Origin of the sequence: Bacillus sp. DX3.1 (assembly GCF_030292155.1) — a bacterium.
Lineage (GTDB): Bacteria > Bacillota > Bacilli > Bacillales > Bacillaceae_G > Bacillus_A.
In genome coordinates this window covers 3,586,358-3,599,333 of the sequence record NZ_CP128153.1, presented here as the reverse complement: position 1 = coordinate 3,599,333, position 12,976 = coordinate 3,586,358, and the positions used below count along the sequence as shown (strand labels likewise).

Here is a 12,976-nt window from a genome sequence, read left to right as displayed (position 1 = left end):
AGCACTGACTAGCTGGAATTACTACATTTCAGCAGAATAAGTTTTAAAAGAAAGAGGACGAGTCATATGCTAAAAGAGAAAAAGATACTTCTATGTGTAACAGGAGGCATTGCTGTCTTTAAAGCAGCGGCTTTAACAAGTAAATTAACGCAAGCAGGAGCACTTGTAAAAGTAATGATGAGTGAGTCAGCGATGAAGTTTGTGACACCTCTTACGTTTCAAGCGCTTTCTCGCCACGATGTATATACAGATACATTTGATGAAAAAGATTCTGCAGTGATTGCACATATCGACTTAGCAGATTGGGCAGATGTGGTACTTGTTGCACCAGCAACAGCGAATTGTATTGGGAAACTTGCAAATGGCATTGCAGACGATATGATTACAACAACAATATTAGCTACTACAGCACCGGTCTGGATTGCACCTGCTATGAATGTGCATATGTATGAAAATAAAATTGTTCAAAAAAATATGGTAACGTTAAAAACGTTTGGATATACATTTATCGAACCTGGAGAAGGTTTTTTAGCTTGTGGATATGTTGCAAAAGGTCGCTTAGAAGAACCAGAAATAATTATCACTCGATTACAAGAGGTTTTTGCACAAAATAAGCCACTGAAAGGAAAAAAACTTTTAGTGACAGCAGGGCCAACGCGTGAAAAGATTGACCCCGTTCGTTTTATGACGAATTTTTCATCAGGAAAAATGGGATATGCTTTAGCAGAAGTTGCAGCAGAACTGGGAGCAGAAGTGATTCTTGTTTCAGGTCCAACAGCTTTAACACCGCCTGCGAATGTAACAACCGTACAAGTTCAGTCGGCGCAGGACATGCTAGAAGCTGTGCTACACAATTATCATGCTATGGATGTCGTGATTAAAACAGCTGCGGTAGCAGATTATCGTCCGAAGTTTGTCTATGATGAGAAGATGAAAAAGAAAAGCGGCGATACAGTTATTGAATTAGAAAGAACGATAGATATTTTGAAAACATTAGGTGAGAAAAAAGAACATCAACTGCTCATCGGTTTTGCGGCTGAAACAACAAATGTGGAAGAATACGCAACGAAAAAATTACGTGAGAAAAATGCTGATATGATTGTGGCCAATGATGTGAAGGCAGTTGGTGCGGGCTTTGGGACGGATACGAACATTGTAACAATGTATAAAAAAGGTGGAGAGACTATTCAATTACCGCTTTTAACAAAGCGAGAAGTAGCTCGTGAAATCTTAATGCAAATTGAAGCGATGCTAGAAGAGGACCACGCATGAAATTTGCCAGTGTAATCGTTGATGTACCAGCACGTCAAACGGATAGGCCGTTTGATTATGTCATTCCAAAGAAATGGGAAGATCTTGTACAGACGGGTATGCGTGTTGTTGTTCCTTTTGGTCCGCGAAAATTGCAAGGTTTTATTATTGAAATAAAAGACTCTGTAGATGTAGAAAGTAAAAAATTAAAGGCATTACATGAAATATTAGATGTGACACCAGTTTTAAATGAAGAGTTGTTAAAGCTCGGGTTTTGGCTTACCAATGAAACGTTATGTTATACCATTTCCGCTTTTCAAGTTATGCTTCCAACTGCTATAAAAGCGACTTATAAAAAGCAATTACAGCTTCATAAACCTGAAGAAGTAGCTAATGAGGTACGTGTTTTATTTCAAGAGAAAGAAGTAATAGATTGGGAAGAACTTGGGGCACATCCACATATATATCGTATAGTACAAAAAGAGATTGCAAACGGTACGATTGAAGTTGTGTACAAAGTAAGGGATAAAGTACAAAAGAAAAAACAAAGAGTGGTTCAGCCTGTGCTTCTTCAAGAACAATTAGAAGCAGCAGCATATGAGCTGAAAAGTAAGAAGCAACAAGACGTACTTTATTATTTTGTAGAAAATTATCATAGCGTACCATTAAAAACATTAACAGAAGAACTGCAAATAACAGATGCGCCGGTAAAGTCACTTGTGAAAAAAGGGTTACTCTCAGAAAAGTATGTGGAAGTATATCGTAATCCTTATGACGATGATGCATTTGAACAGACAAAGCCATTTCCGCTTACAACTGAACAAGAGCAAGTGATTACGCCTATTTTGTCATCTATTGCAAATGAAACGCACAATTCATTTTTACTATATGGTGTAACAGGAAGTGGTAAAACCGAAGTGTATTTACAATCAATCGATGCGGTATTGCGAAAAGGAAAAGAAGCGATTGTGCTCGTTCCAGAAATTGCGTTAACACCGCAAATGGTAGATCGTTTTAAAGGACGCTTTGGCTCTCAAGTTGCTGTTCTTCATAGTGCATTATCAGTTGGGGAAAAATATGATGAATGGCGTAAAATTTTACGAAAAGAAGTCAAAGTGGTTGTGGGAGCACGATCTGCCATTTATGCTCCATTTGAAAATTTAGGTATTGTTATTATTGATGAAGAGCATGAATCTAGCTATAAACAAGAAGACAATCCACGATATCATGCGCGTGATGTTGCGATTTGGAGAGGTCAATATCATGGCTGTCCAGTCGTGCTCGGAAGTGCCACACCGACACTTGAATCATTTGCTAGAGCAAAAAAAGGTGTCTACGAGCTGTTAACAATGCAAAAACGTATGAATGAACAAGCGTTGCCTACAGTGGAGATTATCGATATGCGTGAAGAATTGCGTGATGGGAATCGTTCGATGTTTTCTAAGCTGCTTCATGAAAAAATAACGGATCGATTAGAGAAAAAGGAGCAAATGGTTCTCTTTTTAAATAGAAGAGGGCATTCGACATTTGTCATGTGCCGTGATTGTGGCTATGTGGTACAATGCCCACATTGTGATATTTCACTTACGTATCACAGGATGAATAATCGTTTGAAATGTCACTATTGTAGCTATGAGGAAAATTTACCAAATGCTTGTCCTGCTTGTGATAGTTCCTATATTCGGTTCTTCGGAACAGGTACACAAAAGGTGGAAGAAGAAATTACAAAGTTGTTTCCTGAAGCGCGTGTCATTCGAATGGATGTTGATACGACAAGTCGTAAAGGGACGCATGAAAAGCTGTTAAAAGCATTCGGTGAAGAGAAGGCGGATATTTTACTAGGAACGCAGATGATTGCGAAAGGTCTTGATTTTCCAAAAGTTACGCTTGTTGGTGTATTAACCGCTGATACGATGCTACATTTGCCAGATTTTCGAGCAAGTGAAAAAACGTATCAGTTATTGACACAAGTAAGCGGACGTGCTGGACGTCATGATTTACCAGGGGAAGTGGTAATTCAAACGTATACACCGGAGCATTATAGTGTAGAACTAGCAAAAGATCAGCAGTACGATGTGTTCTTTGAACGAGAGATGCATATGAGGAAAATGATGCAGTATCCACCCTACTATTATGTTGCTCTTGTAACAGTATCGCATCCAGAATTATTAAAAGCAGTGCAAGTAACGGAAAAAATTGTCGGCTACTTACGGCAACACTGTTCACAGCAAACGATGATATTAGGTCCGGTTGCATCAGCAATTCCAAGGATAAAGGATAGATATCGCTATCAATGCATGATAAAATACAAACGGGAACCAAACTTAAAGTACGTGCTCAGAATGGTAAATGAACATTATCAAGCAGAAATGCAAAAAGAGCTACAGATCTCAATTGACTTTAATCCAACAATGTTAATGTAGCGGAGGGAAATATGGCAGTTTTAGCAATTGTAAATCATCCAAATGAAGTGTTAGAAACCCCATGTGAACGGGTTATTAACTTTGATAAAAAGTTAGTGAAGTTATTAAAAGATATGCACGAAACAATGTTAGTTGCAGATGGTGTCGGTTTAGCTGCACCGCAAGTCGGTGTAAGTTTGCAAGTGGCTGTTGTTGATATCGGCGATGATACTGGAAAGATTGAACTGATTAATCCAGTTATTTTAGAAAAACGTGGTGAACAAGTAGGTCCCGAAGGCTGCTTAAGTTTTCCGGGACTTTATGGTGAGGTAAAGCGTGCGGAATATATTAAAGTGCGCGCTCAAAATCGTCGTGGAAAAGTATTTTTATTAGAGGCCGACGATTTTCTAGCACGTGCAATTCAACATGAAATCGATCATTTACATGGTGTATTATTTACATCGAAAGTGACGAGATATTATGAGGAAAATGAATTAGAAGAGATGTAAAAGGAGCGGTTTTTGAATGGTGAAAGTAGTATTTATGGGAACACCGGACTTTTCTGTACCGGTGCTTCGTCGTCTTATTGAAGATGGATATGATGTGATTGGTGTTGTGACGCAGCCGGATCGTCCAGTGGGCAGAAAAAAGGTTATGACGCCAACTCCTGTTAAGGTAGAAGCGGAAAAACATGGTATTCCAGTGTTGCAACCGTTAAAAATTCGTGAAAAAGATGAATATGAAAAAGTGTTGGCCTTGCAGGCGGATTTAATCGTGACAGCTGCATTCGGACAAATTGTACCAAACGAAATTTTAGAAGCACCAAAGTACGGATGTATTAACGTCCATGCTTCATTACTCCCAGAACTTCGCGGTGGTGCACCAATTCATTATTCCATCATGCAAGGAAAAGAAAAAACAGGCATTACAATTATGTATATGGTTGAAAAATTGGATGCTGGTGATATTTTAACGCAAGTAGAAGTTGAAATTGAGGAACGTGAAACAACAGGTTCATTATTTGATAAATTAAGTGAGGCTGGATCACATTTATTATCGAAAACAGTGCCGCTTTTACTACAAGGGAAATTAGAACCTATCAAACAAAATAATGAGGAAGCAACTTTTGCATACAATATTAAACGTGAGCAAGAAAAAATTGACTGGACGAAAACAGGTGAAGAAGTTTACAATCACATTCGTGGCTTAAACCCTTGGCCGGTTGCTTATACAACTTTAGCAGGACAAGTTGTAAAAGTATGGTGGGGTGAAAAAGTTCTAATAAAAGAGCAAGCTGAAGCGGGCACAATTATAGCAGTTGAAGAAGATGGTTTTGTTGTGAAAACAGGAAATGAAACGGCAATCAAAATTACTGAATTGCAGCCATCGGGTAAAAAACGTATGAACTGTGCACAATTTTTACGTGGAACAAAACCTGAGATTGGCACGAAGTTAGGAGAAGAAGCATGAGGCAAAATGTTCGTGAGTTAGCCCTTGATGGTTTAATACAGATAGAAAAAAGCGGTGCATACAGCAATTTACTTTTAAATAATTTGATTGAAAAAAGTGAAATTGATAAAAAAGACATCGGATTATTAACAGAAATTGTATATGGAACGATTCAACGCCGTGATACACTTGATTACTACTTGCAACCATTTTTAAGAAAAAAAGTAGAGGCATGGGTAAAAGTTCTATTACGCCTTTCTTTATACCAGATGTTATATTTAGACCGTGTTCCAGAAAGAGCGGTCATTCATGAAGCGGTTGAAATTGCAAAGCGTCGTGGTCATAAAGGAATTGCAGGAATGGTCAATGGGGTACTTCGTTCTATTCAGCGTGAAGGTGTTCCATCTGTAGATGAAATCGAAAATCCAGAGAAGCGACTTGCAGTTGCAACAAGTCATCCTGAGTGGCTTATTCATGAGTGGGTAACAGCATATAATCTAGATACGGCACAAAAAATGTGTGAAGTGAACTTGCTTCCGCCTGTTTCTGCTGCACGTGTAAACGTGGCAAAAGGAACGGTAGAAGAGGCTATTACCTTACTGCAAAATGAGGGTGTACAAGCGAAGCGTGGCGACTTATCGGAAGATGCCATTCAAATTGAAAAGGGGAATGTAGCGCATACAGAAGCATTCCGAAAAGGTTTTCTTTCCATTCAAGATGAAAGTTCTATGCTTGTTGCACGTGCCTTAAATCCAGAAGCAGGAGATACAGTTCTTGATAGTTGCGCTGCTCCAGGTGGAAAAACAACGCATATTGCAGAACTGTTAAATGGAACTGGGCAGGTAATGTCACTGGATTTACATCCACATAAAGTGCGTTTAATTCAGCAGCAGGCGAAGCGCCTTGATTTAGAAAACGTGGAAACAAAAGCGTTGGATGCAAGAAAAGTACAAGAGCATTTCGAAAACGAAAGCTTTGATAAAATATTAGTAGACGCACCGTGTTCTGGGTTTGGTGTAATACGCCGCAAACCTGATATTAAATTAGGTAAAGGAAAAGGAAAAGAAGATAGCGAAAGACTATCGACAATCCAGCTAGCGATACTAGAAAAAGTAGCACCTCTTTTAAAAGAAGGCGGCCGACTCGTTTATAGTACGTGTACAATTGAAAAAATAGAAAATGAACAAGTGATAGAGCAATTTCTACAAGCACATCCTGAATTTGAATGGGATTCTACTGTGAAAGAGCGCATGCCAGAAAAGGTAAGCCCGTATATAAATGAAGGACAATTACAAATTTTACCGCATTATTTTGCAACAGATGGCTTTTATATTGCTTGTTTAAGAAAGAGGGTGTAGCATCATGGAAACGACTGTAAAAAAACAAAAGAAAAATCTAGAAACAAAAAAAATGTCTATTTATTCTTTACAACTTCATGAGATGCAAGATTGGTTAAAGGAACAGGGAGAACCTACATTCCGTGCAGGCCAAATTTTTGATTGGTTATATAAAAAACGTGTGAAAAATTATGAGGATATGACAAACCTTTCCAAAGGATTGCGTGATAAATTGTCGAATTCCTTTGATATTACTACGTTAACTACGTTAGTAAAACAAACATCTTCCGATGGTACAATTAAATTTTTATTTCAATTATATGATGGCTATTCCATTGAAACGGTATTAATGCGACATGAATATGGAAATTCCATTTGTGTAACAACGCAGGTTGGTTGCCGAATTGGTTGTACGTTCTGTGCATCAACGCTTGGTGGTTTAAAGCGTAATTTAGAAGCTGGAGAAATTGTAGCACAAGTTGTAGAAGTACAGCGTGCGCTCGATGAAACAGAAGAACGTGTTAGTTCTCTTGTTGTAATGGGAATTGGAGAACCGTTTGATAACTATGATAATTTAATGGCATTTTTACGCATTGTAAATCATGAAAAAGGAATTCATATCGGTGCGCGTCATATGACGGTTTCAACTAGTGGAATTATCCCGAAAATTTATAAGTTCGCTGAGGAAGATTTACAAATTAACTTTGCGATTTCGCTGCACGCTCCTAACTCAGAATTGCGTTCAAAATTAATGCCGATTAACCGTGCTTATAAGCTACCTGATTTAATGGAAGCTATTAAATATTATGTAAATAGAACCGGGCGTCGTATTACATTCGAATATGGTTTATTTGGAGGAGAAAACGACCAAGTTGAGCATGCTGAAGAACTTGCTCAACTGTTAAAAGGTGTTAAATGTCATGTGAACTTAATTCCGGTTAACTATGTACCGGAACGCGATTACGTGAGAACGCCACGTGAACAAATTTTCTTATTTGAAAAAACGTTAAAAGATCGTGGTGTGAATGTAACGATTCGTCGTGAACAAGGACATGATATTGATGCTGCCTGTGGCCAGTTGCGTGCGAAGGAGCGCAAAGAAGAGACGAGGTGACAAGATGAAAACCGTGTTTCTATCGGATAAAGGAAAAGTTCGTCAACATAATGAAGATAGTGCAGGAGTTTTTCAGAATTTAGATGGAAATATATTAGTAGTAGTGGCTGATGGAATGGGAGGTCATCGAGCAGGCGATATCGCTAGCTCGATGACCATTCAATTATTCCGTGATTACTGGAAACAATCTTATAATATGGATACACCAAAAAAGGCAGAGCAGTGGCTACATACGTATGTCGAGATGATTAATGAGCGAGTATATCAGTACTCTAAGAAGCATACAGAGTGCAGTGGAATGGGGACAACAATTGTTGTGGCTGTTTGTACAGCGGGATTTGTAACGATTGGACATATAGGAGATAGCCGTTGTTATATGGTATCAGATGGACATATATCGCTTGTAACGGAAGACCATTCACTCGTAAATGAACTTGTAAGACATGGAGAGATTTCAAAAGAGGATGCGGAATACCATCCGAAAAAGAATGTGCTATTACGGGCACTTGGAACAGAAGAAAAAGTTGAATTAGATGTCAAAACATTAGTGTTAGAAGAAAACGATCAACTGCTTCTTTGCTCTGACGGATTATCAAATAAAGTTGCAATGGATGATATGAAAAAGATTTTGCAATTAAACCAACAGCTAGAGACAAAGGGAAAACATCTTGTTCAACTTGCGAACGATCTTGGTGGAGAAGATAATATTACTCTTGTCATTGTTGATTATACGGATCCGGCAAACGAAAGTAGGTGAATGACAACGTGATGATTGGAAAACGCCTAAATGACCGTTATAAATTGCTGAAAATGATTGGCGGCGGCGGAATGGCCAATGTATATTTAGCTCATGACGATATACTGGACCGGGATGTGGCGGTAAAAATATTGCGGCTCGATTATGCAAATAACGATGAATTTATTAAACGTTTTCATCGAGAAGCGCAATCTGTCACAACGTTGTCGCATCCAAATATTGTGAATATGTATGATGTTGGGGAAGAAGATGGCATTTACTATCTTGTCATGGAATATGTCCCGGGACAAACATTAAAACAATACATAAATCAGCGAGGGCTGCTACCTATAGGAGAAGCTCTTGATATTATGGAGCAGTTAACATCTGCAATGGCACACGCCCATCATTTTGAAATTGTACATCGGGATATAAAACCACACAATATTTTAATTCGAAGTGATGGGATTGTAAAGGTGACGGATTTTGGAATAGCGACGGCAACGAATGGTGCAACAACAATTACGCATACGAATTCAGTCCTTGGTTCTGTTCATTATTTGTCACCTGAACAAGCGCGCGGGGGAATAGCGAATAAACAGTCAGATATATATTCTCTTGGAATTGTCATGTTTGAATTGTTAACGGGACGCCTGCCATTTTCTGGAGAGTCTGCAGTTGCCATTGCATTAAAACATTTACAAAATGAAACACCATCTCCGAAACGATGGAATCCGGATATTCCGCAAAGTGTGGAAAATATTATTTTAAAAGCGACTGCCAAAGATCCATTTCATCGTTATCAGTCTGCAAATGCGATGAAGCGAGATATTGAAACAGCATTATATCCAGAGCGAATTAATGAGCAGCCGTTCTATATACCTGAAGATATGGAAGCGACAAAAGCAATTCCAATCATTCAGCAGGAACATTTACTGGAAAATGTGAGTGATGAAACAATCATACTAACTGAAAAGAAGACGGATGAACAGACGAAAGATGAGCAAGTGAAACCAAAAAAGAAAAAACAGCGAAGTAATAAATGGTTTAAAGTTTTAATCACAACATTTTTACTTTTAGCTATTGGTACTACGTTAGCTCTTACTGTAATTCCAGGATTTTTTATACCGAAAGATGTAAAAGTTCCAGATGTGTCCGGTATGAAATATGAAACCGCGGTCAATTCTCTTGTTGAGAAAGGGTTTGATGTGGCCGAACCTAATATTGTCTATACAGATGATGTGGAAGCTGGGAAGGTTATTAAAACAAGTCCAGTAGCAGGACGTGTTGTGAAGGAAGATACAAAAATTACTATTTATCAATCTGGTGGAAAACAGAAGAATAAAATGCGTAATTTAATTGGCAAAGATTTTGAAGGTCTGAAGAATGAATTAGAAGGACAATATAAAATTGTTGTCCCCTATTATATTGAAAGCGAAAAGCCGAAAGGTGAAATTGTAGAACAAACGCCAAATGCAGATGAGTTGATTGTAGAAAATGAGCAAGATATAAAAATTTGGGTAAGTAAAGGTCCTTATGAAATTCGCCCTGCTAACTTTTCGGGGTGGACAGAAAATAGCGTGAATAGCTATTTGAATGAGAAAAAAATTATCCCAGATGTAAAAAGGGAATATTCAGATACAGTTGATAAAGGACTGGTGATTTCGCAATCCCCAAAACCAGGAATACCATTAAAAGAAGGGGATAAAGTAACAATTATTGTATCTGATGGACCGAAACCAAAAGTAACGAAAACTGTAAAAGTAGATAATATTGTGATTCCATATGAAGCTTCTCTAGCTGGTGAAAAAAAACCACAAACAGTTGAGATCTATAAAGAAGATATGCAGCAGAAGATGGATAAGCCAATTGAGACGCGAACGATAACAGAATCAGCTACTATTTCTCTAGAGTTTGTAATTCAAGAGGAAACAAAAGGACATTATAAAATTGTTCGAGATGGAACGACTATCATTGATAAAGAAGTGCCATATCCAACTCAATAAAGGGGAGTCTCCATTCGTTGGATTCCACTTTCCTTGTATGATGAGTGGATCCTATTGCTTCTATACGCTACGAGAATTTAGGTTGCATATCCTGCTCTAGCAGATAGTAAAGCTTTGCGACTCAAAATATAGAGGATTAAGCAAGCTCTGAACTGATGAATGTATAACTTTAAACAATTAGTTACAAATTGGAGTTATCCCGCATTAACGGGCAGTAATACCCTCACTTCAAAGTTTAGCGAAAGCAAAGAAGTTAGGTGAGGGATAAACTGCCCGTAAAAGCCTGATTGGTGAGGGCTAATAATCAGTGGGGGATGAAGAAAACCCCGACTGATTAAAGTTTCACTTTATATAGAATAAAGGAGGATTATATGGCAGAAGGAAAAATTATAAAAGCTTTAAGTGGTTTTTATTATGTACAGCATGAAGAAGGTATTACACAGTGCCGTGGCCGTGGTGTATTCCGAAAAAATAAAATTACACCACTTGTTGGAGATCAAGTCATTTTTCAAGCGGATAATCCGAGTGAAGGGTATGTTTTAGAGGTTTTTGAGCGTAAAAATGAACTTGTCAGACCACCAATTGCAAACGTCGATCAGGCGATTCTTGTTTTTTCTGCAGTCGAGCCAGATTTTAATCCGGGATTATTAGATCGCTTTTTAGTATTAATTGAATTTCATAACATTACACCTATTATTTGCATTAGTAAAATGGATTTAGTAGATGACAAAATGCGAGAAACGGTTGAATCGTATGCAAATGATTATCGTGCAATGGGATATGACGTAATATTTACTTCTACAATCGCATCGGACAGTATTGATATTTTAAAACCATTGTTAGAAGGTTGTGTTTCTGTTGTTGCGGGGCAATCGGGTGTAGGAAAATCATCAATACTAAATGTACTGCGTCCGGATTTAGCATTGAAAACAAACGATATTTCAACTCATTTAGGCCGCGGTAAGCATACGACAAGACATGTGGAATTAATTGAAGTGGGAAGTGGTCTGGTCGCAGATACACCAGGTTTTAGTTCTCTCGATTTCATTGATATAGAAGTAGAAGATCTTACACATTGTTTTCCAGAGTTGAAAGAAGAGAGTCAATACTGTAAATTTAGAGGGTGTACACACCTTTCGGAACCGAAATGTGCGGTAAAGACAGCGGTTGAAGAAGGTAAGATTACTCGTTATCGTTATGAAAATTACAAACAGTTTGTAGAAGAAATTAGAGAGAGAAAGCCGAGGTATTAATCATGATTAAAATTGCACCATCGATTTTATCAGCAGATTTTTCGAAATTAGGGGAAGAGATTAAAGATGTAGAGAAAGGCGGAGCGGATTACATTCATGTTGATGTAATGGATGGACATTTTGTTCCGAACATTACAATCGGTCCATTAATTGTAGAGGCAATTCGTCCGATTACATCTTTACCATTAGATGTACATTTAATGATCGAAAATCCTGATAATTATATTCCTACTTTTGCAAAAGCAGGAGCAGATATTATTACTGTTCATGTGGAAACTTGTCCACATTTACATCGTACAATTCAATTAATTAAATCGCATGGTATTAAAGCAGGAGTCGTTTTAAATCCGCATACACCAGTTTCTATAATTGAACATGTATTAGAAGATATAGATATGGTATTACTTATGACAGTAAATCCAGGCTTTGGTGGGCAGAAATTTATTCATTCTGTATTACCAAAAATTAAGCAAGTTGCAGAAATGGTCAGGGAGCGTAATTTGCAAGTAGAAATTGAAGTTGATGGTGGTGTAAATGCTGAGACTGCTAGGCTTTGTGTGGAAGCAGGAGCAAACGTCCTTGTAGCAGGTTCAGCAGTATACAATCAAAAAGACCGTGGTGAAGCAATTCGAGTAATTCGTGGATAAAGATACAAGTAACACTTATGACTTGAGAGTTTTATGACCGTTAGAACGGGGAAAGTGTGAAAAAGGCAATCTACCGACTGGCAGATTGCCTTTTTTCTATAGAAGGAGAAGAGAACATGATTATTCATATTTTAGCTGGTGGACCCGTCGAGTATTGTGCTGATTTCTCCAAATATAAAAGTGAAGAGGTTGTATGGGCTGCGGTAGACCGAGGGGTGTACCATTTATTGCAGAGAGGGATCATACCGTCAGTCGCTTTTGGTGACTATGATTCAGTTACAGCTGAGGAATTAGCATGGATGCAAAAACAAACAAGTGAGTTACATATTGTTCCGCGGGAAAAGGATCAAACTGATTTAGAAATTGCAATTAACTGGGCATTGGAGCAAAAGCCAAAACTAGTTCGTATTTTTGGTGCTACAGGTGGAAGGCTTGATCATGGTTTAGCGAACATACAAATGCTGCTAAAAGGTTTGCATGCACATACTGAAATGCATATTGTTGATAATCAAAATGAAATAGCTGTAAAAAAAGTGGGTACATATATAATTGAAGCAAATAACCAGTTTCCATATGTATCATTTGTACCGGTTACGGAAATTGTAAAAGGCATTACACTTCACGGTTTTAAATATCCTCTTACGGATAAAACGATAGAATGGGGATCGACACTTTGTATTAGTAATGAACTCGTTGCGGAAAAAGGTACTTTTTCATTTACTTCTGGCATATTAATGGTGATAAGAAGCGCTGATTGAAGAAACATTTTTGCTGCTACGCC

General features: G+C 38.0%; 11 protein-coding genes. All 11 read left to right on the top strand.

Features of this window, described 5'->3' with window-relative positions; genetic code table 11:
- Nucleotides 1-66: 66 nt before the first annotated feature.
- Complete coding sequence (gene coaBC, locus QRE67_RS17860; RefSeq protein WP_286121569.1) at nt 67-1,272, top strand: bifunctional phosphopantothenoylcysteine decarboxylase/phosphopantothenate--cysteine ligase CoaBC; 1,206 nt, start codon at nt 67-69, stop codon at nt 1,270-1,272.
- A complete protein-coding gene (priA, locus tag QRE67_RS17855) occupies nt 1,269-3,674 on the top strand; it encodes a primosomal protein N' (protein ID WP_286121568.1) in 2,406 nt (801 codons plus the stop codon). The genes coaBC and priA overlap by 4 nt, the downstream gene beginning before the upstream one ends.
- Before the next feature lie 11 nt (nt 3,675-3,685).
- The gene (gene def, locus QRE67_RS17850; protein WP_286121567.1) at nt 3,686-4,162 is read left to right on the top strand and encodes a peptide deformylase; all 477 of its coding nucleotides are present in this window, start codon (nt 3,686-3,688) and stop codon (nt 4,160-4,162) included.
- A 16-nt stretch (nt 4,163-4,178) separates the two neighbouring features.
- On the top strand, nt 4,179-5,123 hold the full coding sequence (gene fmt, locus QRE67_RS17845) for a methionyl-tRNA formyltransferase (protein WP_286121566.1): 945 nt from the start codon (nt 4,179-4,181) through the stop codon (nt 5,121-5,123).
- Entirely contained in the window at nt 5,120-6,460 is a 1,341-nt protein-coding gene (gene rsmB, locus QRE67_RS17840; RefSeq protein WP_286121565.1) for a 16S rRNA (cytosine(967)-C(5))-methyltransferase RsmB, read from the top strand. The genes fmt and rsmB overlap by 4 nt, the downstream gene beginning before the upstream one ends.
- A gap of 4 nt (nt 6,461-6,464) precedes the next feature.
- Nucleotides 6,465-7,553: a dual-specificity RNA methyltransferase RlmN gene (rlmN, locus tag QRE67_RS17835; RefSeq protein ID WP_286121564.1), complete on the top strand. Its 1,089-nt coding sequence runs from the start codon at nt 6,465-6,467 to the stop codon at nt 7,551-7,553.
- 4 nt (nt 7,554-7,557) lie between these two features.
- On the top strand, nt 7,558-8,310 hold the full coding sequence (locus QRE67_RS17830; protein ID WP_286121563.1) for a Stp1/IreP family PP2C-type Ser/Thr phosphatase: 753 nt from the start codon (nt 7,558-7,560) through the stop codon (nt 8,308-8,310).
- Nucleotides 8,311-8,318: 8 nt separating this feature from the next.
- Nucleotides 8,319-10,295 (top strand): Stk1 family PASTA domain-containing Ser/Thr kinase, encoded by a 1,977-nt coding sequence (gene pknB, locus QRE67_RS17825; protein ID WP_286121562.1) that lies wholly within the window; start codon nt 8,319-8,321, stop codon nt 10,293-10,295.
- Between the two features lie 371 nt (nt 10,296-10,666).
- The gene (gene rsgA, locus QRE67_RS17820; RefSeq protein WP_286121561.1) at nt 10,667-11,548 is read left to right on the top strand and encodes a ribosome small subunit-dependent GTPase A; all 882 of its coding nucleotides are present in this window, start codon (nt 10,667-10,669) and stop codon (nt 11,546-11,548) included.
- 2 nt (nt 11,549-11,550) lie between these two features.
- Nucleotides 11,551-12,195, top strand: a complete 645-nt coding sequence (gene rpe, locus QRE67_RS17815) for a ribulose-phosphate 3-epimerase (RefSeq protein WP_286121560.1) — start codon at nt 11,551-11,553, stop codon at nt 12,193-12,195.
- A 116-nt stretch (nt 12,196-12,311) separates the two neighbouring features.
- Nucleotides 12,312-12,953, top strand: a complete 642-nt coding sequence (locus QRE67_RS17810) for a thiamine diphosphokinase (RefSeq protein ID WP_286121559.1) — start codon at nt 12,312-12,314, stop codon at nt 12,951-12,953.
- The last annotated feature ends 23 nt before the right edge of the window (nt 12,954-12,976 follow it).